This window comes from Pseudomonas sp. SWRI81 (assembly GCF_014268545.1).
GTDB classification, from domain to species: Bacteria; Pseudomonadota; Gammaproteobacteria; order Pseudomonadales; family Pseudomonadaceae; genus Aquipseudomonas; species Aquipseudomonas hamedanensis.
Map to the genome: position 1 here is coordinate 1 of NZ_JABWQS010000006.1, position 22,762 is coordinate 22,762.

Annotated in this window: 25 protein-coding genes; 15 read left to right on the forward strand and 10 right to left on the reverse strand. The window is 61.3% G+C overall.

Going from position 1 to position 22,762, the window contains the following annotated elements:
• Positions 1–350: 350 nt before the first annotated feature.
• The 6 genes from HU765_RS05615 to HU765_RS05640 all read left to right on the forward strand — a co-directional run bounded on the left by HU765_RS05615 (position 351) and on the right by HU765_RS05640 (position 6,419).
• Positions 351–560 (forward strand): 4-oxalocrotonate tautomerase family protein, encoded by a 210-nt coding sequence (locus HU765_RS05615; protein WP_186619342.1) that lies wholly within the window; start codon positions 351–353, stop codon positions 558–560.
• A gap of 26 nt (positions 561–586) precedes the next feature.
• A complete protein-coding gene (locus tag HU765_RS05620; RefSeq protein WP_186619343.1) occupies positions 587–1,297 on the forward strand; it encodes an SDR family oxidoreductase in 711 nt (236 codons plus the stop codon).
• Positions 1,298–1,391: 94 nt separating this feature from the next.
• A complete protein-coding gene (locus HU765_RS05625; RefSeq protein ID WP_186619344.1) occupies positions 1,392–2,321 on the forward strand; it encodes a LysR family transcriptional regulator in 930 nt (309 codons plus the stop codon).
• 90 nt (positions 2,322–2,411) lie between these two features.
• Positions 2,412–2,918, forward strand: coding sequence for a sigma-70 family RNA polymerase sigma factor (locus HU765_RS05630; RefSeq protein ID WP_186547908.1), 507 nt, complete (start codon positions 2,412–2,414; stop codon positions 2,916–2,918).
• Positions 2,915–3,883 (forward strand): FecR family protein, encoded by a 969-nt coding sequence (locus tag HU765_RS05635; protein ID WP_186619345.1) that lies wholly within the window; start codon positions 2,915–2,917, stop codon positions 3,881–3,883. Before HU765_RS05630 ends, HU765_RS05635 begins: the two co-directional genes overlap by 4 nt.
• Positions 3,884–3,983: 100 nt before the next feature.
• Entirely contained in the window at positions 3,984–6,419 is a 2,436-nt protein-coding gene (locus tag HU765_RS05640; RefSeq protein WP_186619346.1) for a TonB-dependent siderophore receptor, read from the forward strand.
• Positions 6,420–6,443: 24 nt separating this feature from the next.
• Here HU765_RS05640 and HU765_RS05645 read toward each other — a convergent pair whose 3' ends face one another.
• Together HU765_RS05645 and HU765_RS05650 are read right to left on the reverse strand one after the other, a co-directional pair.
• Positions 6,444–7,361 carry an AraC family transcriptional regulator gene (locus tag HU765_RS05645; RefSeq protein ID WP_186547914.1) on the reverse strand — a complete coding sequence of 306 codons (918 nt, stop codon included), beginning with the start codon at positions 7,359–7,361 and terminating at the stop codon, positions 6,444–6,446.
• A 160-nt stretch (positions 7,362–7,521) separates the two neighbouring features.
• Positions 7,522–8,286 (reverse strand): SDR family oxidoreductase, encoded by a 765-nt coding sequence (locus tag HU765_RS05650; RefSeq protein ID WP_186619347.1) that lies wholly within the window; start codon positions 8,284–8,286, stop codon positions 7,522–7,524.
• A gap of 259 nt (positions 8,287–8,545) precedes the next feature.
• Here HU765_RS05650 and HU765_RS05655 point away from each other — a divergent pair, with 259 nt between their 5' ends.
• Together HU765_RS05655 and HU765_RS05660 are read left to right on the forward strand one after the other, a co-directional pair.
• The gene (locus HU765_RS05655) at positions 8,546–9,427 is read left to right on the forward strand and encodes an AraC family transcriptional regulator (protein ID WP_186619451.1); all 882 of its coding nucleotides are present in this window, start codon (positions 8,546–8,548) and stop codon (positions 9,425–9,427) included.
• Positions 9,428–9,542: 115 nt separating this feature from the next.
• Complete coding sequence (locus tag HU765_RS05660) at positions 9,543–10,280, forward strand: SDR family oxidoreductase (protein WP_186619348.1); 738 nt, start codon at positions 9,543–9,545, stop codon at positions 10,278–10,280.
• Positions 10,281–10,820: 540 nt separating this feature from the next.
• Here the strand turns inward: HU765_RS05660 and HU765_RS05665 are convergent.
• Complete coding sequence (locus tag HU765_RS05665) at positions 10,821–11,516, reverse strand: B3/4 domain-containing protein (RefSeq protein WP_186619349.1); 696 nt, start codon at positions 11,514–11,516, stop codon at positions 10,821–10,823.
• Between the two features lie 46 nt (positions 11,517–11,562).
• On the opposite strand from HU765_RS05665, the gene HU765_RS05670 reads away from it, so the two are divergent.
• On the forward strand, positions 11,563–12,189 hold the full coding sequence (locus HU765_RS05670) for an XRE family transcriptional regulator (protein ID WP_186619350.1): 627 nt from the start codon (positions 11,563–11,565) through the stop codon (positions 12,187–12,189).
• A gap of 160 nt (positions 12,190–12,349) precedes the next feature.
• Here HU765_RS05670 and HU765_RS26995 read toward each other — a convergent pair whose 3' ends face one another.
• The 4 genes from HU765_RS26995 to HU765_RS05685 form a co-directional block, all read right to left on the reverse strand.
• A complete protein-coding gene (locus HU765_RS26995; RefSeq protein WP_264082156.1) occupies positions 12,350–12,478 on the reverse strand; it encodes a hypothetical protein in 129 nt (42 codons plus the stop codon).
• A gap of 190 nt (positions 12,479–12,668) precedes the next feature.
• On the reverse strand, positions 12,669–13,595 hold the full coding sequence (locus tag HU765_RS05675; RefSeq protein ID WP_186619351.1) for a Gfo/Idh/MocA family oxidoreductase: 927 nt from the start codon (positions 13,593–13,595) through the stop codon (positions 12,669–12,671).
• 173 nt (positions 13,596–13,768) lie between these two features.
• The gene (locus tag HU765_RS05680; protein WP_238344652.1) at positions 13,769–14,803 is read right to left on the reverse strand and encodes a M20/M25/M40 family metallo-hydrolase; all 1,035 of its coding nucleotides are present in this window, start codon (positions 14,801–14,803) and stop codon (positions 13,769–13,771) included.
• Positions 14,804–14,964: 161 nt separating this feature from the next.
• The gene (locus HU765_RS05685; protein WP_186619353.1) at positions 14,965–16,563 is read right to left on the reverse strand and encodes a histidine kinase famiy protein; all 1,599 of its coding nucleotides are present in this window, start codon (positions 16,561–16,563) and stop codon (positions 14,965–14,967) included.
• Positions 16,564–16,805: 242 nt separating this feature from the next.
• Here HU765_RS05685 and HU765_RS05690 point away from each other — a divergent pair, with 242 nt between their 5' ends.
• Positions 16,806–17,792 carry a ribonuclease Z gene (locus tag HU765_RS05690; protein ID WP_186619354.1) on the forward strand — a complete coding sequence of 329 codons (987 nt, stop codon included), beginning with the start codon at positions 16,806–16,808 and terminating at the stop codon, positions 17,790–17,792.
• Between the two features lie 49 nt (positions 17,793–17,841).
• Here HU765_RS05690 and HU765_RS05695 read toward each other — a convergent pair whose 3' ends face one another.
• Both HU765_RS05695 and HU765_RS05700 read right to left on the reverse strand, forming a co-directional pair.
• On the reverse strand, positions 17,842–18,351 hold the full coding sequence (locus HU765_RS05695; protein WP_186547933.1) for a ferritin-like domain-containing protein: 510 nt from the start codon (positions 18,349–18,351) through the stop codon (positions 17,842–17,844).
• Between the two features lie 101 nt (positions 18,352–18,452).
• Positions 18,453–19,337, reverse strand: a complete 885-nt coding sequence (locus tag HU765_RS05700) for a manganese catalase family protein (protein ID WP_186547935.1) — start codon at positions 19,335–19,337, stop codon at positions 18,453–18,455.
• A 231-nt stretch (positions 19,338–19,568) separates the two neighbouring features.
• Between HU765_RS05700 and HU765_RS05705 the strand changes: the two genes are divergently transcribed.
• Complete coding sequence (locus HU765_RS05705; RefSeq protein ID WP_186619355.1) at positions 19,569–19,817, forward strand: hypothetical protein; 249 nt, start codon at positions 19,569–19,571, stop codon at positions 19,815–19,817.
• A gap of 38 nt (positions 19,818–19,855) precedes the next feature.
• Positions 19,856–20,974, forward strand: coding sequence for a carboxylate-amine ligase (locus HU765_RS05710; protein ID WP_186619356.1), 1,119 nt, complete (start codon positions 19,856–19,858; stop codon positions 20,972–20,974).
• A 21-nt stretch (positions 20,975–20,995) separates the two neighbouring features.
• Here the strand turns inward: HU765_RS05710 and HU765_RS05715 are convergent, their stop codons facing one another.
• Complete coding sequence (locus tag HU765_RS05715; protein ID WP_186547941.1) at positions 20,996–21,166, reverse strand: general stress protein; 171 nt, start codon at positions 21,164–21,166, stop codon at positions 20,996–20,998.
• Positions 21,167–21,513: 347 nt separating this feature from the next.
• Between HU765_RS05715 and HU765_RS05720 the strand changes: the two genes are divergently transcribed.
• The 3 genes from HU765_RS05720 (at position 21,514) to HU765_RS05730 (ending at position 22,704) form a co-directional block, all read left to right on the forward strand.
• Positions 21,514–21,690 carry a general stress protein gene (locus tag HU765_RS05720; RefSeq protein ID WP_039764047.1) on the forward strand — a complete coding sequence of 59 codons (177 nt, stop codon included), beginning with the start codon at positions 21,514–21,516 and terminating at the stop codon, positions 21,688–21,690.
• Positions 21,691–22,014: 324 nt separating this feature from the next.
• A complete protein-coding gene (locus HU765_RS05725) occupies positions 22,015–22,368 on the forward strand; it encodes a general stress protein (protein ID WP_186547943.1) in 354 nt (117 codons plus the stop codon).
• A 75-nt stretch (positions 22,369–22,443) separates the two neighbouring features.
• A complete protein-coding gene (locus HU765_RS05730; RefSeq protein WP_186619357.1) occupies positions 22,444–22,704 on the forward strand; it encodes a metallothionein in 261 nt (86 codons plus the stop codon).
• Positions 22,705–22,762 lie beyond the last annotated feature (58 nt).

Genomic DNA, 22,762 nt, shown 5'->3' on the forward strand with positions numbered 1-22,762 from the left:
AGGCGGAGTGTCAGACGACACTGATGCTGGATGTGCCGGCCCTTTCGCGAGCAAGCCCGCTCCCACAGTGGATCTGCGCTAGATGGCAGATGTGTGAATGAATGCAAAACCCTGTGGGAGCGGGCTTGCCCGCGAAGGCGGAGTGTCAGGCGACATCGATGTTGGATGTGCCGGCCCTTTCGCGAGCAAGCTCACTCCTACAAAGGCAGGCTTGGGGGTGCAGCCCATTAGATACACCACAGTACAAATGATGTACCCCAGCCCCCATTTATCAACTCGCCGCAACTTCCTAAAGTTCACTCCAACAGCCACCCGCCATCCCGACGGGTCAGCGATTGGAGCGACTTCCCATGCCTTTCATCAACGTACGCATCACCCGCGACGGCGTCACCGCCGAACAGAAAGCCCAGGTGATCAAGGAATTCACCGAGACCCTGGAGCGCGTGCTCAACAAGGACCCGAAGCTCACGCACATCGTCATCGACGAAGTGGACACCGATAACTGGGGTTATGCCGGCATGACCACCACCCAATACCGCAAAGACTTGTCCGGCCTTTAACGCTTTATATCCTTGAGGAAACCATCATGAGCACATCCAAAAAAGTCGTTGTCATCACCGGCGCCTCGCAAGGCATTGGTGCAGGTCTGGTTGCAGCATTTCGCGCTCTCGGCCATCAAGTGGTCGCAACCTCGCGTTCGATCAAAGAATCGAGTGACCCGGACGTTCTGACCGTCGCCGGTGACATCGCCGATCCACAAACGGCCGAGCGGGTGATTCGCGCCGCCGTGGCCCGCTTCGGTCGCGTCGATACGCTGATCAACAATGCCGGGATCTTTCTGGCCAAGCCATTTACCGCCTACAGCCAAGCGGACTATGCACAGGTCGTGGCGACCAACATGAGCGGCTTTTTCTACATCTCGCAATTGGCCGTCGGCGAGATGGAAAAGCACGGCAGCGGCCACGTTGTCAGCGTGACCACCAGCCTGGTCGACCATGCAATTGATGGCGTACCGTCGGTGCTCGCCTCGCTGACCAAGGGCGGCATCAACGCGGCGACCAAATCCCTGGCCATCGAGTACGCCAAGCGCGGTATTCGGGTCAACGCGGTGTCGCCGGGCATCATCAAAACGCCGATGCATGCCGAAGAAACCCATCAGGCGCTGGGCAGCCTGCACCCGGTCGGCCACATGGGTGAGATTGACGATATCGTGCAAGCGATTCTCTACCTGGACAGCGCGAATTTCGTCACTGGCGAGATCCTCCACGTCGACGGTGGCCAGAGCGCCGGTCATTGATCGAAACCCTGCCATACCGCCGGTGTGTACCGGCGGTATCGTTCGTTGTGGTACACAGAGGATGAACGTCCGTCGATCCTTGGTGCGAGCCACAATGAAACGCCATTTTGAAGACTTGCAGTTAGGCAGTATCGAACTGTTTTGCCTGGCCGCCGAAGCCGGCAGCTTCACCGCCGCCGCGCAACTGGCCGGGGTCACGCCTGCGGCGGTGAGCCGGTCGATTCTGCGTCTGGAGCAACGCCTGGGTTCGCGATTGTTTGCCCGAACCACCCGCAGCATTCGCTTGACCGACGCCGGCCGCACCTTCTTCGAGCAATGCAGCCAGGCCCTGACCCAACTGGTCGAAGCCCAGCAGGAAGTCATGGGCGCGCAAACCTCGCCGTCAGGGCGATTGCGCATCAGCCTGCCGACCACTTACGGTCATCACCGCATCCTGCCGCTGCTGCCGACATTTCGTGCGTTGTACCCAGAGGTCACGGTCGACGTGCACTTGGGCAATCGCAATATCGACTTCGTCGAAGAAGGCTATGACCTGGCGATCCGCGTGCGCGCACAACCAGACTCGACCCTGATCGCGCGGCTACTGGAAGACGCCAGCCTGGTGGTGGTCGCCTCCCCCGGGTATTTGCAAAAGGCCGGCACCCCGCAAACCCTCGACGAACTCATCGCGCATGAGTGCATCCAGTTCGAATTGCCCAGCAGTGGCCGGCGGATTTCCTGGCTGTTTCAGGAAAACGGTCGGGATCGTGAAGTGGTTTCGGACGGTGGTTATTCCTGCTCCGACGATGTGCTCGGCGGCGTCACCCTGGCCAAACACGGCGCTGGGCTTTTTCAAACTTACCGGTTTATCGTCGAGCAGGAACTGGCCGATGGCCGGCTGGTTGAAGTGCTGCAGCCGTACGCCGGGCGTTCGCGGCCGTATACCTTGCTCTACCCGCACGGCCGCTATGTGCCGCAGCGGGTGCGGGCGTTTGTCGATTTTCTGTTGGGATTTCGCGACGACTGGGCGGGACACCGAGGATAACGACCCGTCCGGCGACAGACTGATTGCGCCGTTGCGTGGCTCCCCGGTAGTATTGAGACAGATTCTCACTAACATCTGGAAAGCCCGCCAGTGCCATCTTCTCCGTCCAGCAAGCTGGGTTTCTTCTTCAGCGATCATCATCGCTGGCTGCTTCAGCACATCAACCGGCATCTGGGCAATCGTGCCGACGCCGAGGACACCGCCGCCGATACCTTTTGCCAATTGCTGGCCGCGCGGGTCGATCCCGACACCATTGCGCAACCGCGCGCTTACCTGTCGACCATCGCGCGCCGGTTGATCTTCGATCGTCACCGGCGGCGCAAACTGCAACTGGCTTACCTCGAGCGCCTGTCCGCCCTGCCCGAGGCACTCGCGCCCTCCCCGGAAGAACAACTGCAACTGATGGAAGCACTGGTCGCCATCGACCGCGCGCTCGACGGATTGCCGAGGTTGGTCAAAGCAACGTTCCTCTATAGCCAGCTGGACGGTATGAGTTACGTCGCGATTGCGCAGAAACTCGGACTGTCGGAGCGTACCGTCAGCCGCTATATGAAACAGGCCCTGCGCCAATGCTACCTGAGCGACGTGCAACCATGAGCAAGCCGCGCCTGGACCCGGTGATTGAGCAAGCCCTGGACTGGATGGTCAAGCTCAACGCCGGCACACCGGATGCCGCGCTACAGGCACGCTTCGACGCCTGGCTGGCACTGAACGAGGCTCACGGCCAGGCCTGGAAAAACCTGCAGGAGCGGCTTGGCCCGTCATTAAGCACCGTGCGCGCGCTGGATCGGCGCTTGCCTGGACAGGCCAGCGAAGCCCGACACGTCTTGTTGCAACCGCACACTTCGCGGCGCGACGTCTTGCGCGTGTTCGCCGGGCTGGGTTTGGTCGGCGGCGGTCTGTGGCTCGGTGCCCGCAGTCGATTCGGCGAGTCGCTGCTGGCTGACTTGCACACCGGACGCGGCCAGCGTCAGACCTTCGATCTGGCAGACGGCAGTCACCTGAGCCTGAACGCTCAAAGTGCTGTGGACCTGCGTTTCGACGACAGACAGCGACTGGTCATTTTGCGCTATGGCGAACTGGTGATCGATGTCGCACCCGATCCGCAAAGGCCGCTGATCGTGCGCACCGCCCAAGGCGAAATGCGCGCACTGGGCACGCGCTTTCTGGTCGCGCAGGAGCCCGACGCCAGTCGCCTGGTGGTCTTGCAGCATTCGGTCCAGGCGCGGCTCTTCGACGGCACCACGCAGGTAGTCAAAGAGGGCCAGGCAGCGCTGCTCTACCCCGGCAGTCTCAAACTGGCGGGCGACGATCAGCGCAACCGTGTCGAATGGTTGAACGGGCGATTGAGTGTGCTGGACGAATCCCTCGAGCAGGTGGTCGATGCCTTGCGCCCTTACCGTCGCGGTCTCGTGCGTGTGGCACCGGAGATTCGCGGGTTACGCGTACAAGGTGTGTTCCCGCTGGACGACGCCGACCGGTCGTTTGTCGCCTTGACCGAAACCCTGCCGATTCGTGTCGATCACTACGGGCCCTGGCTGACGTTGATCAGCAAAAAGTGACCGGAAATAACGTTTTGATGAAAATCATTCCTGTTCGTGTCCGGTTTTCATTTCTCATCGCACCTATCTCCTGACACTTCCACATAATCAGGAGATTGTTGTGCTCAACACGTGGCCCCGTTCCCTCTGCGTATCCGTCGCCCTAGCTGCTCTAGTGAGCCCTGTACAGGCCCAGGAGCTGAGTTTCAACCTGCCGGCCGGCCCGCTCGCGCGCACGCTCAATGCGATTGCCGCCCAGAGCGGGCAGATCATTTCGCTGGAGCCTGCGCTGGTACAAGGCAAGCAAGCGCCCGCGGTGATCGGCCGGATGCCGGCGCAGCAGGCGCTGGAACAGGCGCTGGCAGGTAGCGGCCTGCAACTGCGCATCACCGGGCAAGGTAACTTCAGCGTCGAACCGGTGGCCGCCAGCGATGTGCTGCAACTGGGTGCGACGACTATCGTCGAACGCAGCTACGACGCCACCACCGAACACTCCGGCTCGTACGCCGCACGGGCCGTTACCCTCGGCAAAGGCACGCACACGCTCAAGGAAATTCCGCAATCGGTCACGGTGATGACCCGCAAGCAAATGGACGATCAGGACCTCACCGATCTCAAAGACGCGGCCAACAAGACCACCGGCCTGGTCGGCGTTCAGGGTGTCGGCCAAGGCATGATCCTCACCTCGCGCGGCTTTCAGATCGATGACTGGCAATACGACGGCGTGCCGATCCCGCGCAACACTTACGCCTTGGGCAATTGGGCGACCCAGGACCTGATTTTTTTCGACCGCATGGAAGTGCTGCGCGGCGCCTCAGGCTTGTTGCAAGGCGCTGGCAGCCCGGGCGGCGCAATCAATCTGGTGCGCAAGCGCGGGCAAAACGCGCCGACCGTTACCGTCACCGCCAAGGCCGGTTCGTGGGACCATTACGGCCTGCAACTGGATGCGGGCGGGCCGCTTAACCAGAGCGGCACGGTGCGCGGGCGTTTCGTCGCCGACGAAGACCAGAGCCAGTCGTTCATCGATTACGAATGGAGCAAAACCCATTCGCTCTACGGCGCGCTCGATATGGACCTGCGCGACGATACGACCCTTGGCCTGGCCGTCAGCCATTCCGATAATGAGTCCCGCCCGATGATCCGCGGCCTGCCCCGCTACAGCGATGGCAAGCCTGTGAACGTGCCACGCTCGACCTATACCGGCGCACGCTGGAACCATCAAGACATCGAGGTGACAACGCTGTATGCCGATCTGGAGCACCGATTCAACGACGACTGGACCTTCAAGACCGGCGCGGTGCACATGAGCGAAACCAACCAGGGCAGAAACCAGCGGCTGCAAACCAGCGGCAATGGCCTCAAGGCCGACGGCAGCGGCATTCAATACGCCGACTTCGTCACGGATTTCGACGCGAGCAAGCTCGGTCTGGACATGAACCTCATCGGCCACTTCGAAGCGCTGTCCATGGCTCATGAAGTCATGATTGGCGGCAACTACGCCAAATACACCTCCGACGATAAATTCGCCCGTACCTTCAATAACAGCGCCACTGACACGATCTTCGACATTAACCACGACCGCCCGTCCATCAGCTATGAAGGCTTGCTCAATACCCCGGGCGGCCGCGCCACGCCGAGCCAGTACGAGATCAGGCAAAAAGGCCTATATGGCAGCTGGCGAGTCAAACCGATCGAGCCATTGACGCTGGTTCTCGGGTCACGGGTCAGCGGATATGACTTCAGCTATCAGTCGGCAACCCGGATGGCATTCAGCGATGTCGTCACCCCCGCCCCTGACAGTACCGCCAAGGAAACCGGCGTGGTTACGCCCTACGCCGGCATCGTCTACGACTTGAGTCGCGAATGGGCGGTATATGCCAGTTACACCGATGTGTTCGAACCGCAGACCAATCGCGATGCAGGTGGCCAGACACTAAAACCGGTGGTCGGCAGCAACTACGAAGTGGGTCTCAAAGGCGAATTGCTTGATGGCCGCGTCAACACCTCGCTGGCGTTGTTCCGTTACGACCAGGAAAACCGTGCGGTCAACGACCTGGCCTCGGGTATGGCCTGCGACGGCTGGTATTGCTCCACCGCCGCCGGCAAGGTGCGCAGCCAGGGCATCGAAGCAGAAGTCAGCGGCGAAGTGTTGACGGGCCTGCAACTGTTCGCCGGCTACACCTACAACACCACCCAGTACCTTGACGACCCGGCCAACGAAGGCAAAGTCTTCAGCACCTGGACGCCCAAGCATATGTTGCGGGTATGGGGCGATTACCAATGGAGCGGTGACTGGAACCGTGTCAGCACAGGGCTGGGTTTTACCACCCAGAGCCATACGCTCGGTTATGAACACACCTATGACGTTGCCGGCTACACAGTATGGAGTGCTCGTCTGGGCTACCAGTTGAGCGAAGAAATCGGCCTGGCACTGAACGCCAACAACCTGTTTGACAAGCGCTACTACACCGCCGCTTACAACCAGCTTAACGGCAACAACAACTTCGGCGATCCGCGCAATGTGATGTTTAGCGTGAAGTACACACCGACGTTCTGAATCCGCACCTCAACGTAGCGGCGATCAACCGGTCTGGCGCAACCGGCTGAGTTCCTTCGACGGCGGGCAACCGAACTGGCGGTTGTATTCGCGACTGAACTGCGACGCACTTTCGTAGCCGACGCGATAGCAGGCGCTCGACACGTCCAGCCCTTCGTTGATGATCAGCCGCCGCGCCTCCTGCAAACGCAACTGCTTTTGATACTGCAGCGGACTCATGGCCGTCACGGCTTTGAAGCGATGGTGCAGCGCCGAGTTGCTCAGGCTGGCCACCTGCGCCAGGGCGTCGATGCGCAGCGGCTCGGTGAAATGTTTATTCAGCCAGTCGATAGCCCGTGTGACCCGATGGGTCTGTGAATCGCTGACGGCGATTTCGTAGAGCAAGTGCCCATGCTGACCACGCAGCAGGCGGTAATACAGCTCGCGCAACGCCATCGGCGCGAGCATGCCGATGTCGCGCGGGTTATCCAGCAGACGCACCAGACGCAGCATGGTGTCGAGCAGGGTTACATCGATCTTGTCGAGAAACATCCCGCGTCCGGTTTCCTGCGGGATGCCGGTCAGCGGCGATTCGGCAATCAGTTGCGTCAGTTGCGCCGGATCGAAATCCAGCCGCACGCAAAAGTACGGCGCCTCGGGCGAGGCTTCGATCACCCGGCCCGACACCGGTAACGTCACCGACACCACCAGATAATTCAGCGGGTCGTACAGAAAGCGTTCGTCACCCAGCCCGACTTCCTTGCGCCCCTGCACGATCAGGCACAGCGCCGGACGATGCACGACATGGATCAACTCGGACGGTCCATCGAGACGGATCACGTGCAGCGGCGCAATCGCGGTTTCGTAGGTGCCCGGCGCGTCGAAACGCTGGGTCAGCAGGCGCACCAGCTCGGCGCGATACACCGCCGTGTCGTGGAGGATGGAAGCGTCGTGGTTATCCATGCAAAGGGCCTCGAAAGCAGACGATGGTGGGTCAACTGCGGATGAAGATTAGCCAGTTTTACCAAGCGGCGGCTAGATCAAAGATGCTGCAGATTTGCCTGATTCTGCGTAAGAGCCTCGGAAGCGCGACTTCACGCTCCCAAGGCTTTTTGCGCGGCGATCAGCCCGCCGTCACCGTCATGCCGCCATCGGCCATGACCACCGAGCCGACTATGAAGCTGGCACGCTCGGAGGCGAGAAAAGTCACGATCTCGGCGATTTCCTCCGGTTGTGCGGCACGACCGATGGGCGCCGCCTCGCCGTGCTGCGCAAGGAATCCCGGGCCGTCCTCGACCACATCATTGAGGATATTGGTCACCACATCGCCGACGCCAATGGCATTCACACGAATGCCGTGTTCGATGACTTCCAGCGCCAGCGTGCGGGTCAATTGCGCCAGCGCACCTTTCGAGGCGGTGTAGGCGGCAATGGTCGGGAACGCGAAGTACGAGGCATAGGAGGCGATATTGACGATGGCTCCGGACTTGTTCGGGATCATCGCCTTGACCGCTTCGCGGCAGTGCAGGAAGGCTGCCGTGGCGTTGACCGCCTGGATTTTTTCCCAGTCCTCGCGGCTCATGTCGATCACTGCTTTGTTGATGATGATCCCGGCATTGTTGACCAGAATATCCAGCCGCCCAAATTGCTTGACGGCCAGGCCCACCGCGCGTTCGGCGGCGCCATCTTCGGTAATGTCCGCCACCAGCGGCACCAGACCGGGACGGGCCAGTGCTTCGACGGCCGGGTTGCGGTCTTCGGCGATCACCTTGGCGCCGCGGGCATGCAGCATCAGCGCAATCGCCTTGCCGATGCCACTGGCCGCGCCAGTGACCAACGCGACTTTACCGGCGACTTCTTGTGGCAGGGTGTGGTTGATATCAGTCATGGTTTTTTTCCTCGATAGCGAATCGGTGTGGCGCCGATACGGCGCTGTCGTCAACACGGCTTCACTGTCGCGCAATACCCGGTGCCGGGCTTTCGGGTGCTTGCCGGGACTGTCGGAGTTTTGCGCTGGCGTTTGTTTTTCAACCGCCCTAACCTTCAAAAATCTTCCGCAGCCGAAGCTTTTCATGGAGCGTCCTGTGCCCTCTTCCAGTCCTGCAACACCGACAGTCAGCCAACCCGCACGCATCGCTGCCGAAGCCATGCCGGCGCACTTGCCCGGTGTCGCGGAAACAACCACGCCCCGGCCGCAGATCAAGGATGCGGTGGTGCAGTTGTTCCGCCATCAGACTTTGCTTGAGCCGATCCGCGTGCCCTGCGTGGCCGAACCGCTGCTGGTTTTGGTATTGGCCGGCACCGCACGGGTCGAGGAACGTTCATTGGGTGGCGAATGGCAGGCGAGCCGGGTCACGGCGGGCGATTTTTTCCTGACCAACACCCGCGAACCCTACGAAATGCGCTGGCAGACCGAAGACTGCGAAGTCTTCGAAGTGATGCACCTTTACCTCGGCCTGGGCCTGATCGAACAAGCGGCCTGGGAAGCGTTCGGCGAGCAGGCCGGCGCGGTGACGTTTGTCGATGTGTCCGGCGCGCGTGACGAGCAGGTCAGTTTTATTCTCAACCAACTGCGCATCGAACTGACCGAGCAGCGCCAGCCCAGCGCACTGTTGGTGCACAGTCTGGCCCAGGCGTTGGCGATTCATCTGCTGCGTCATTATCTAGACCCGGACAGCAACCCCCGTCGCGACAACGCCCTGCCCGCCTACAAACTGCGCCGGGTGATCGAAGCCATGAACGTGAATCTGGCTGAAAATTTCAGCCTCAGTCATTTAGCCGGCATCGCTGAGCTGAGCGACTACCATTTCAGCCGCTCCTTCAAACGCGCGACCGGTTTATCGCCCTCGCAATACTTCATCCGCCTGCGCATGGGCCGCGCTCGGCAGCTGTTGGTAGAGACTGCGCGCAACGTGATCGACATTGGCCTGGAGGTCGGCTATTCCAGCCCCAGCCACTTCTCTCAAGTGTTCCGCCGCGAAGTCGGCGTCACCCCCAGCGCCTATCGCGACGCACCGCGCAGTGCTTGAAAGCGATGCAGCAGAATTGGGCAAATGCCGTGGAGGAATCGATTAATAAGGCATGAGTCAGGCCGCTTAATCTTCTTTCAAGCCCACTCCCGGGCACACTGAAGAGGATGACATCATGCTGAACATTCAAGACAAAGTGATCGTGATTACCGGCGCCAGCAGCGGCATCGGCGAAGCCACCGCGCGCCTGCTCGCCAGCCGTGGCGCCAAAGTCGTGCTGGGCGCGCGGCGCACAGAGCGTCTGGCAGTGATTGCTGAAGAGATCAACAGCGCCGGTGGCCACGCGCAGTTCCGGGCGCTGGATGTCACCGATCAGCAGGATGTGCAGCGCTTTGTCGATTATGCCGTCGAGCACTACGGCCGCGTCGATGTGCTGGTCAACAACGCTGGCGTGATGCCCTTGTCGCGGCTGGACGCGCTGAAGGTCGATGAGTGGAACCGCATGATCGACGTCAACATCCGTGGCGTGCTCCACGGCATCGCCGCCACCCTGCCGTTGATGCAGCGCCAGCGCGCCGGGCAGATCATCAACATCGCCTCGATCGGCGCCTATGCCGTCAGCCCCACCGCTGCGGTGTACTGCGCGACCAAGTACGCGGTCCGGGCCATTTCCGAAGGCTTGCGCCAGGAAGTCGGCGGCGATATCCGTGTGACCGTCATCGCCCCGGGCGTGACCGAATCGGAACTGGCCGACAGCATTTCCGACGAAAGCGGCCGCGCTGAAATGCAGTCCTTCCGCAAGATCGCCATCCCCGCCGAAGCCATCGCCCGCGCGATTGCCTACGCCGTCGAACAACCGGCGGACGTCGACGTCAGCGAACTGATCGTGCGCCCGACGGCTAGCCCTTACTGAGGCCAAGCGTAAATTTGTGGGAGCGGGCTTGCTCGCGAAAGCGGTGGGTCAGTCAGCAAGGATGTTGGATGTGCCGCCGCCTTCGCGGGCAAGCCCACTCCCACAGGGTTTTGTGGCACCACGAAATCATGGTCAACACGGAACATTGTGGGGCTTGCTCGCGAAAGCGGTGGGTCAGTCAATAAAGGCGCTGAATATGCCGCCGCCTTCGCGGGCAAGCCCGCTCCCACAAGGTTTTGTGGCACACCAAATCATGGTCAACACGGACCATTGTAGGAGTGAGCCTGCTCGCGAAAGCGGTGGGTCAGTCAATAAAGATGTTGGATGTGCCGCCGCCTTCGCGGGCAAGCCCGCTCCCACAGGGGTTTTGTGGCACCACCAAATCAATGGTCGACACGGACCATTGTAGGAGTGAGCCTGCTCGCGAAAGCGGTGGGTCAGACAGCAAAGATGTTGAATATGCCGCCGCCTTCGCGGGCAAGCCCGCTCCCACGGGGAATCGCGTTGCTGCTGACGAAACGGGTTCGCACGCCACTTGACCTAACGCGCCCCCGGCCCGATCAGCATGCTTTCGATTTCCGCGCCGGGCATCATCTGCTGCAACCCTTCGATGAGCTTGTCGCCGGCTTCGGTCAGCGCTTCCAGCGGCATGGCCGGCAGGCTTTCGAGGATGAACCACATCTGCTGCGCCTGCGCATCGAGGCGGGTTCGCACGCCCTGGCGCCAGTTCCAGCGCCGGCAGGTCACGCCCTGATCGTCGCGCCAGACCACTTCGCCAGCGTCCGGGAATTCATGCGCAGGCTGGCCTTCTTTCATCGTATCGAACGGCTCGCTGCCATCGGCGACGACCAGGCGCGGCGAGCCGACGTAAGCTTCAGCGTTCTCGCCACCCACGGGAATCGCGTACTCGAGGCTGATGGCGTTGTACAAATCGACCACCGGATCGATGCTCGGCAAGTTGCCGTCACGTAGCACACGCTTGCGCAGCGCTTCGGCCGAACAGGGCGTACGCTGCGGCTTGGCGCCGAACTGGCGGAACACGTCGGCCCAAGCCTGCAAGTGCGCAGGCGCCCACGCCGGACCACCGGCGGCGACACTCTGGCAGGCTTTGGCCAGGGCTTCACCCGCCACATAAGCCTGAGTAATCGGCGCAGCCTGCACGACAATGCTCAGCGCTCTGAACCCCGGCGCCAGTTGCGCAACAGCCGGATCGATTGACGGCACGACAGACAGCATCCCAGAATCCCCCTCATACCTGAATTTGCAAAGATGCTAGCGATCAATGACCAATAAAGTCAATATATCGACCGAGGCCGGCGCCGATGTCCAGACCGTCAGCGCCGCGGTTTCCCGCACGCTCAAACAGGCGCGCAAACAACAGAGCATCACGCTCGACGAACTGTCGCGGCGCTCCGGCGTGAGCAAAGGCATGGTGGTCGAGATCGAGAAAGGCTCGGCCAATCCGAGCATCGCGACCCTGTGCAAAATCGCGGCGGCGCTGGGGCTGTCCGTGGCGGACTTCGTCAACGTCGCCGATACGCCGTCAGCGCACCTGATCGACAGTCAGGACATTCCGACGCTGTGGACCGGTGAGCTGGGCGGATCGGCGCGACTGCTCGCTGGCACCAGCGGCCCGAACATGCTTGAGTTGTGGCGCTGGGAGCTGTTTCCCGGCGAGTCGTTCTCTTCAGCCGGGCATCCGCATGGCACCACAGAGCTTTTTCATGTCGAGAAAGGCACGCTGCATTTGAAGGTGGGCGATGCTGAACTGATTGTCGGACCTGGATGTTCGGCGGTAGCGCGGACGGACGTGGCGCATGGGTATGCCAACCTCGGGCGGTCGAAACTGGTCTTCACGATGTCGGTGACAGAACTGCATCAGAATACCAGGGAAAACCCTTCACCCTAGCCGCGGCCGGCGGGGAGAAGGAACTGACCGCCCGCTCCCACAGGTCCGTCGGCGCGGCGCACATCCTGATCACCCGCCAAAATCCCTGTGGGAGTGAGCCTGCTCACGAAGAGACCGGCTCATTCACCGCAGTAGTAAGCCCAGTGCCCGCAGCGAGCGATCATTCAGGCTTTGGATGCTCGGTTGCCACCGAATTGGTCGCGTCTACATCCGCCATGTCTTCGTCGACGGGTGCCTCATCGTCAGGCGGCAGTGGCACGTCGCTGTTTTCATTTTCATCAGTGTCCATGTCGAAATCTCCGATCTGATTACGGTCTCGCGCGAGGAGCGCGAACGCCTCACTTGAATGGAGGCGCCTGCCGCGCCGGAGTTCGAATTCAATCAGTGCCCTGCGACGAATGCGCTCAAGCTTGCAGGGCCAGCGAACAGGTGTGGCCGGCGAAAGCGTTTACGCCCTCGCCGCCCTCTACCCAACCCTGTCAGTCGTAAAACGGCGCAACCGGCTCGCGGCTGCCGACAAAGAAACTGTCCGCCACCAGGCGCAACGGTTGCAGATCCAGATCGCTGGCCTTGTTGCCGATCAGTTGCTGGAAATGACGGTACACCGCCGCGTACTCGCCTTCTTCCGAGACGGTCTGACGCACCCCGTCGATGCTCAACAGCGCACCACCGTTGTCCAGGCGCAGGACGCCCTCAAGGCAACGAATCTCGATGCTCCAGAGTTCGTCGTGACCGTGGTCAAAGTCGAACTCGGCACGAACGTCCAGTTGTTGCGCGTCGGACATTTTGATCGAAGCGGCAATCGGCGACTGGCAGTTGCTCGGCACGCGCAGTTCGGCAGCAGCGACGAACAGCGGCAGCGCCAGCAGGTGCGTGGCAATCGACAAGGCATTGATGCCCGGATCGAATACGCCCAGCCCACCGGGCTGCCAGATCCAGGCCTGGCCGGGGTGCCATTTGCGCACGTCTTCCTTCCAGTCGATCTGCACGCTTTGCAAGGTGCGCGTCGCGAGCCAGTCACGGGCAGCAGCAATGCCCGGCGCGTAACGTGAATGCCAGGCAAACAGGCCGCTGACACCTTGCTGCGCAACCTGATCGACCAAAGCCATGGCCTCCCCCAAAGTGGCGCAAGGTGGTTTTTCCACCAGCACGTGCTTGCCCGCCGCCAGCGCTTGCCGGACCAGCGCGAAGCGTCCTTGCGGTGGCGTGCAGAAGGCGATCGCATCGACTGCCGGGCCGTTATCGAGCAATTCGCCCAGTGACTGGAAATTCTCCACCCCGGGGCAAGGCTGGCCTTGAGTGGCGACGGACACCAAGCGGAACGCCGGGTTGGCGAGAATGGCGGGGACGTGTTGATCCTGGGCAATCTTGCCGTAGCCGACCAGACCGAGACGAATCGGTTGCATCAGTGACTCCTGTTGTATGTTTTGTTTTTGTCGATGACGCGAAAGATTACCTGCAAACGCGGGCCAATACTCGTTCCACTGCACGCTCGCCCAGTTTGCACTCGCCGGACTGCAAATCGGTTATCAGCGATACACGGACAGCCAAAAAGCGCAGAATCAGGCACCACGCAGCCCTAACCTGCCGCGTCGCTTTGCACCGAAGTCAGATACGCCACCAACGTCGCCGCGCAGGCTTCGATTGCGCCGTCCACCACCAGCTCGAAACCGTGGGTGTTTTCCGTCGGTATCGCCAGGCACCCGGCATGCGCGCTGATCCCGGCGCTCATGACTGCACTGGCGTCGGAGGCGAAATCCACCAATAACGCGAACTGTGGCGCGTAGCCGCAACGTCTGGCGGCATCGGCCAGCGCCATCACCACCTCTCGCGAGTAGTAGCCCTTCTGATCGCCGGTATCGATGATCGGATCGACGCTCAGCTGCGTGCCGTACTCGCTCATGACCGGGCCCACCTCGACGGCGATTGTCGTGTCTCCCGGTAAATGCGCGGCGGCGTACATCGCGCCGGCGTTGCTCTCTTCTTCCAGGGTGGTGAACACAAAAAACGCATCGAACGGCAACGGCTCACGGCGCTGGCTCAATTGCGCGACGGCTTGCAGCATGGCGAGCACCGGCGCCCGGTCGTCGAGAAAGTGCGCGGCAAGCGCATCACCGACACGAAACGGCACGCGCCAATGCTGGCTCAGAACCACCCGCGTGCCGGGGCGCACGCCCATCCGGTGCAAGGCCTGCGGATCGCTGCGGGTGATGACATGCACGTCCTTCCATTGCACCGCGCCGCTCATGACATCCTGGCCTTGCGGCGAACCCGTGGTCGCGTGCATCGAGCCAAACGACAACACACCGGCAAGCGTCTGGTTGTCACCGAGGATATCGACAGGACAGACACCGAAATTCACCGGGTTCGCACCGCCGAGCGCAACCACGCGCAACGTGCCATCAGGCTCGACACGTTTGACCACCATGGCGATCTCGTCCATGTGCCCCATGATGCGCACCGCCTGCCGGGACTCCGGGTCGGGCTGATGGCCCTTGAGCAGGCCGATGACGTTGCCGGCCGGATCGGTCCAGGTCTGGTCGCAATAGCGCATCAGGTGCGCCTGGCAGATCGCCCGCACCTCGTCTTCCTGGCCCCCGGGGCCGCGCGCCATCAGCAAGCGCTGCAACAACGCCTGGGTATCTTCGTGTTCCTCTGCACGGTGCGCGGCCCGTGCCGGGTCCGTCGGGGTCTGCGACATGCCTTGACTCCTTGCGTGATGCCTCGGGCCTGTCCCGAGCGCTCAGAAGTTAGGGCCGGATCAACGGCAAAAATTCAGCCGGGCTTGTTCGGAGCGTCGAGCACCGCGCGAATTTTTCGCGCCAGTTCACCGGGACGGTAGGGTTTGGCGATCAGCTCGAACTCCTCGCCGCCAACTTCGCTGCGCTCCAGCGAGTCTTGCGAATAGCCTGAGGTAAGCAGGATGCGCGTCGCGGGGTACAAGCGATCGATTTCACGGGCCAGGGCCGCGCCATTCATCGACCCGGGCATGACCAGATCGCTGAACACCAGATCGAAGCGCGTGGTTTGTAGCAGTGCCAGCGCCTCGGCGGCGTCGTGGACAATGACGCTGCGATAGCCGTAATCGGCAAGCATCACTTCGGCCAGCTCCGCGACCTCTTTGCGGTCCTCGACAATCAGGATGCGCTCGCTGCCGCTCAGCCTTGCGCCGTCGAGCATCTGATCTTCGACCCAGACCTGACTGTCATCGGCAGGGAAATACAACCGCACCGCGGTGCCCACGCCCGGCGTCGACTCAATGCGCGCGACCCCGCCGGATTGCTTGGCGAAACCATAGACCATCGACAGGCCGAGACCACGACCGCTGCCTTCTTCCTTGGTGGTAAAGAACGGCGTCATCACCTTGTCGAGATCCTCGTGCGGGATCCCGACGCCGTTATCAATCACCGCGATGCTGACGTAGCGCCCCGGGGCGAGGCCCGGATTTTGCTCGTCGTACACTGGCGTCGACACCGTGACGTTGCGGGTCTGCACCGTGATTAATGGCTGGCTGTGGCCGTGCAACGAGTCCTGCGCATTCGACAGCAAATGGTTCAACGCCATCTCGGTCTGGGCCGGGTCGAGACGGCAGTTCCACAGATCGCCGGCAAAGTCGAAACACGGCTCCAGCTCAGGCGCGTCCAGGCCGGCGACGGCTGCTCGTTCGAGCAAGGCGTTGAGGTTGATCACCCGGCCTTCGAGCCGTTGCCGGCGCGAAAACGCCAGCAGGTGTTGCGTCAGCAGCCGGGCCTTTTCAGCAGCGGCGCGTGCGTGGCCGGCGCCCATGACGATGCGTTGCGGGTCGGCGCTCGGGCGTTTGGCGGTGTGCTGGATCAAGTCGATGTAGCCGATCATGACCTGCAGCAAGTTGTTGAAGTCGTGGGCGATGCCGCCCGTCAGTTGCCCCAGCGCTTCCATGCTCTGCACGTAGCGCAAGCCGTTCTCGGCATCGCGGCGGCGGCTGACGTCCAGTTGCGACGCGAAGAAATACACCAGTTTGCCGTGTTCGTTGAATATCGGCGTTATGAACAGTTCGTTCCAGAACGTCGAGCCATCCTTGCGGTAGTTGAGCACTTCGACGCAGATTTCATGCTGGTTTTCCAGGGCCTCCCGGACCCGCTGCAACACCGCCCTGTCGGTTTGCTCACCCTGCAGAAAGCGACAGTTGCGCCCCACCACCTCGTCCTGAGCGAAGCCCGTCAGCTCGGCGAACGCCTCATTGGCGAACACGATGGGGTTATCCGGTTGCCCGGGATCGGTGACAATCATGGCCGTGCGGCTGACTTGCACTGCCGCGAAGAACAGGCCTTTTCTGTTGTGCGAAAGACTGGCCACATCGGCACTGTTCAGAACCGGCTTTGGCTGTTTGCGCAAGGCAATCTCCTTGTATATCGCTCACGTGTCGTTGTGACCGCAAGCGGCAGCCGGAGTGCCGCTTGCTGGCGTTACAGGCGAAACCGCTGGTCGCCCCGCGACCTGCATCGTCGTCGGATAATGGATGTTGTGTTGATCCGAACAGGCGCCCGGGTTGTCGAACGGCAGACAGACGCTTGCAGAAACACCGCCACGCCGCTGTTGGCGCAAGCATCACCCGCCCCCCTTCATGGAGAACCGACGTGGACTTGTTGTTTCTTGGCACCTCTGCCGGCGTTCCGACACGCCAGCGCAACGTCAGCGCCACCGCCCTGCTCGAAGCCGCGGGCAAGGGCTGGTACCTGATCGATTGCGGGGAAGGCACCCAGCATCAAGTGCTGCGCACACCGTTATCGCTCAGCGAGTTGCGCGCCGTTTTCATTACCCATGTGCATGCTGATCACTGCCTCGGTTTACCGGGCTTGCTGGCCAGCGCCGGCATGTCCGGGCGTACCCGGCCGCTGGACGTGATCCTGCCGGCCGCGCTGCACCCATGGCTGCGGCTCAGCCTCGCCGTCACCCACTCGCACCTGCCGTTCGACATCCACCTGCACGCCGTCGAGACCCTTGGCGACTGGCGCCATCGCAACGTGCAGGTGACCACCGTCGAGCTGTCCCATCGTGTGCCGTGCCACGGGTATGTCTTCACCGAGACTGATCCCGAGCCGCGTCTGGATGTACAGCGGCTGGCCGCCGACGGGATCGAGCGCGGGCCGCTCTGGGGCCAACTGGCCCATGGTCAGGATGTCGAATACGCCGGGCGCTGGTTGCGTGCGCAAGACTATTTGCTCAGCGCGCGGCCGGCGCGACGGATCATTGTCTGCGGTGATAACGACCAGCCGGAACGCCTTGCCAAAGTGGCCGTGGGCGCCGATGTGCTGGTGCACGAAGCGACGTTCGTGCAAGCGGCCATCGACCGCACCCGCGCCAGCTACGGGCACAGCAGCGCCGCCGCGATTGCCGGCTTCGCCGAAACCGTGGGCGTGCGTAATCTGGTGTTGACGCATTTCAGTGCGCGCTACCAGGCCAATCCGGCGTTGAGTCCGTCGATTGAAGACGTTCGTCAGGAAGCGGCGGCCCACTATCACGGTCACTTGATTCTCGCCCGTGATTTGCAGCGCTATCACCTGGACCGTTGTGGCGATTTACAACCGGAGGTTATCGAGCGGCAACCGCGCGACAGCCGTTGAGAAAGGGGGCGGCGTCCGTCCCGGGGGGAACGGACGCCAGGGTACAACGTTACTTCTTGGCTTCCTTGTCGGGATCGGCCGAGCGTTGCAGGAACGCTTCGGTGAGTTGCGGCAGATGATCGAGCAACCACTGCGCCATGGCGACTTCCTGCGGCAGAATCGTCTCGCAGGCCTTTTGCGTCTGGGTATCGCCCGCCGCTTGCGCCGCGGCGATCAGCACGGTGTAGCTGGCGATTTCCATGTTCTCGAAAACGTATCCGGCCATGGCGCCCTTGATCACTTCATCGCTCATCAAGGTGCCGCCGACTGCCTGACCGAAGGCCATGAGTTTGCCGCCCAGGTCCTTCATGGTCGACGCCTCACCGCCCAGACGTTGCAGGCATTCGTCGATCAGTTTCTGCTGGCCCAGGGTTTCCTCGATGTGCTGGTCGATGCGCGCCTTGAGCTGCGGATAATGTTCCAGACGCTTGGATTGCGCCTTGAGCATCTGCTCAGCCTGTTGCTCCATGGCGTGGGCGTCACGCAACCAGTCGAGCAGGTTTTCCTGTGGAGTAGCCATTATCGAATCCTCTTCTTGATGAGTTCACAGTGATCGGCCGGGGCGCCCGCTTGTGCCGACGCGCCCGGCACACCGCAGCGATGCCTGCGGTTTCAGCGTGGTCACAGGGCGGGTTTGGCCTGTGTGCCGGAACCCAGATCCGCACCGGTGACCGGCTCGCTGTTGGGGTCGGACATGGTCCGCATTTTCATGTTTTCCAGCAGCGCCTCGTCAGCGCTGTCCAGTTGCACCGTGGCCAACCCGTCTCCGCCATCGACGGCCGGTGTTGGGTTTTCGACAAATTCCCAATCATCGCCCTGGTTCCATGGGCCGCGCATGCTTTCGGTGCCTTGCGACATGTTGAAGTAAACGTTGGTGAATTCAGGCATGCCGGGCAGCTTGCCTTGAGGGAAGTTGGGCTGGATCGCATGCAGGGCTTTTTCGAACGACAACTGGTGAGCGATTTCCCGGGTCATGAGAAAACCCAAGGCTTCTTTCACGCCCGGGTCATCCGTCACGTTCATCAAGCGCTCATAAACAATCTTCGCCCGTGCTTCAGCGGCAATGTTGGAACGCATGTCCGCGGTAGGCTCGCCAATCGTGTCGATGTAGGCCGCCGTCCAAGGCACGCCAGCCGAGTTGGTCAGTGGCGAGCCGGCGCCATAGAGCAGGCTGGTGATGTGCGAATCGTTGCCCGCGCCGTTGAGCGAGCGATACAGCTCACCTTCCTCCTCCACACCCTCGGCCATCCGGCCTTTGGCGCCCTTGTTGAGCATGACGATGATCGAACCGATGACCTCCAGATGGCTGAGTTCTTCGGTGGCGATGTCCATCAGCAAATCCTTGCGTCCCGGATCGTCTTCGGACAGGGCCTGGGTGAAATAGCGCGATGCCGCCGCCAGTTCGCCTTGCGCACCGCCGAACTGTTCAAGCAGCAGGTTGGCCAGGCCCGGGTTGGGCTCGGCAACACGAACGGTGTATTGAAGTCGCTTGTTATGTAGAAACATGACAAATCTCCTCAGTCTTGAGTTGAGCGCGGCGCTGTCCACGGTTAAACAACGGCCTACCCTGTTGTGAAGCACGGGCGCTGAGGAAATTTCAAAAAAAATCACGCTTCAAGACAAATGGTTGGAACTGCCGAACAAGCGAAACGGCCCGCTCCGCTGCGCCTGGTCACTTGCTTTGAACCACTGACGAGGCGCGCGGCTCCCAGTGAAAACACCCCAGGAGCCGACACCATGAATGCCTTCAAACATCTGCTCACGGCGGCCCAGGTTACGCGCTTGCAGGCGCTCGACACCTGGCACCAGACCCTGGACGATCAGGCCCTGCGCATGGAGTGCCCGGACCGCTATCACGAAGAGTTGCTGCGTCAGTGCGATGAAATGGATCGGCGCGGCATCGTCACCTGGAGCGAGTGGCGCGATTTGCGCATCGAGGCGGATCAGGCCTACCTGCGCGCCATTGCCGGTAATGACTATCACTGACCGCCATTGCCCTGCCCTCCAGCCTTGCGAGCCCTCCCATGAGCGATCCACGATTCGGTATCGAAGAAGAATATTTCATCACCGACCTGCACAGCCGCGAGATGGTCGGCCGTCCTCCAGCCGAGGCGATTGAGGCGTGCAAGGCGGCCATGGGAGACGCATTCGCCAGCGAGATGTTTCAGGGCCAGATTGAAGTGGCCTCACCAGTGTTCACCGATTTCAGTCAGGCCAGCGACTATCTGCGCCGCGCACGCCAGACCCTGAGCGCAGCACTTGAGCCTTTCGGGCTCGGGCTGCTTTGCGCGGGCAGTCATCCGCTGGCCGATTGGCGCGATCAGGTGCCCACCGCCGAAGCGCACTTTATCCAGCTGTTTCAGGACTACGGCCACGTCGCGCGGCGCAGCGTGCTGTCGGGCCTGCACGTGCACGTCGAAGTGCCGCCGCCGTTCGATCGCATCCGGGTAATGAACCAAGTGTTGCCGTGGACGCCGCTGCTGCTGGCGTTGAGTTGTTCCTCTGCGCTGTGGGACGGCGCCGACAGCGGTTTCATGAGTTATCGACAAGTGGCCTGCGGCGAGTGGCCGCGCATGGGCGTGCCGCCGATGTTTGCCGATCAGTGCGACTACGACGGGCACATCGCGTTTCTCAGCGAGATCGGCACGATTCATCAACCGAGCGAATGCTGGTGGGGCATCCGTCCCGCCGTGCGTTACCCGACGCTTGAGTTACGCATGACCGACGCCTGCCCGCGGGTGGAGGATGCGCTGACGCTCGCCGGATTGTTCCGCGTACTGGTCACCCACGCCATGGAACAAGCGCAACCCGGCGCGACTTATGACCTGCGCGCTCGGGCGATACTTGAAGAGAACCACTGGCGCGCCAAACGCTTTGGTATCCATGGCAGGTTCATCGTGCCGGGCAGCGGCACCGAGTGCACCGCTGAACAATGGTTAGGGATGGCTCAACTGCAATTTGCCGAAACGGCCAGGCAGTTGCGTATGCCCTTGCTGTTCGAACACGCCAGCAACCTCATCGCCGAGGGCACCAGCGCCGACCGGCAACTGGCTGTGTTCAATCAGGCCCTCAAGCAGCACGGTGCCCGCTCGGCCTTGTCACGGGTGACCGCGCTGTTGCTTGAGGAAACCGCGGCGGGTTGAGGCGCCAAAGGGCACGCCGCGTCAATCACCCTTGCCCGCTCGGCTACCGCCGTGGCTATGTTGCCCGCCAACGCGCGCCTTCTCCGCTCGATCCAGCTTGACGTTGGCCGTGGGGTCACCTTTTTTGCCTGCGCCTTTGATCTTTTGCGGATCATCGGCGAAAGAGTGCTCGCTTCGATGTTTCTCAGTCATGGCTGTTGCTCCCGTTCATCTTTCATAGTTGCTTATAGCCCGACCATTGGGCATTGACAAAACACTAGCACTGCAACTCTGCCGCCCCCACCCGAGCGTCACCTCTGCCGACAAAAGGTTAATTAAGCGAAGCGGCGATAACACTGACAGCAGCATTTTAATATCAAGAAAAATTATACGAAGCGGCAGCGAATTCGGCGCGCTGTATAAGTTTCTCTGCAACCGATACCGTTCATCGGGTCTGATAAAAAATCTTCAAACGTTTCTCACCGTCGCGTTATCGGAATAATTGTCCGCAGCAACAAACGGACAACTAGCGAAACGTCAATCGATATTGGAGAACTATCATGACTACTGGTAATAAAAATCCGGGTAACTTCGCCAACGATCGCGAGAAAGCATCCGAGGCGGGCAAAAAAGGCGGTCAGGCCTCCGGCGGCAACTTTGCCAACGACCGGGAGAAAGCATCCGAAGCCGGTCGTAAAGGAGGCCAGAACAGCCACGGCGGTGGTCGCAAATCCTGAGCAAGGGAAACCGGGGCAGCCTGGCTGCCCTTTGCGACCAATGGCTGACAGGTCATAAGCAGAACCCGGTCATGGGGTGGTAGCGGATGCAACGCGGTGAGTTGCGCCGCCACTGCTGGCAACGTAACAAGCCCGTCGCCAACCATGACCTTCCTGCTCAGACAAACGGCAAGACAGTTATGCAGCAATAAAACAACTTGGCGACAACCGTTATAAGCAAAACGGCAACACGCAACTTCATGGCACTTGGCGAACAACAAGGGCGCTATCTTTATAGCACTCAAAGTTCGACTTTTTGCCCATACAAACATGAGGTAAGTTGAAATGGCACAAGATAAACAAGGCGGCATGTCGGTTAACGAAGCGGGTAAAAAAGGTGGCGAAGCCACTTCGGCTTCCCATGACAAAGAGTTCTACCAAGAGATTGGCAGCAAAGGTGGCCAAAACAGTGGTGGCAACTTCAAGAACGATCCCGAACGTGCAGCCGAAGCCGGCAGCAAGGGCGGCCAGAACAGTGGCGGCAACTTCAAAAATGATCCGCAACGCGCAGCCGAAGCCGGCAGCAAAGGCGGCCAGAACAGCGGCGGCAACTTCGCCAATGACCGTGAAAAAGCTTCCGAGGCCGGACGCAAGGGCGGCGAAAACAGCCATGGGGGTGGGCGCAACAGCAATAGCTGATGCGCCGGTTGCAGGGGAGCCTCGCTCCCCTGCCGTTTTGAGTTAACCGCCGAACCCGCTTATCAGGAGGTCCTCATGTCAACCGACCCGCCAAACCCTGGCTGCGCGTGTCCGGAATGCACGTGCGACTGTCCCAGCGACAGCGCATTCGAGCGTGACGGCAAGCGCTTTTGCAGCCAGGCCTGCGCCGATCTGCACCCGGATGGGCAGCCCTGCCCGGCCGCCGATTGTCATTGCGAACGAAGCGTGAAGCTGGGCGAACGTAGCGTCAGCGATTCGAAACTCGACGAAGCGGTCGAGGAAACCTTTCCCGCCAGCGATCCGATCTCACCCTGACGTTCGGTGCGCATCGTGAGGGCGCACAGCCGCACCTCATGCCGATGGAACAACGCTG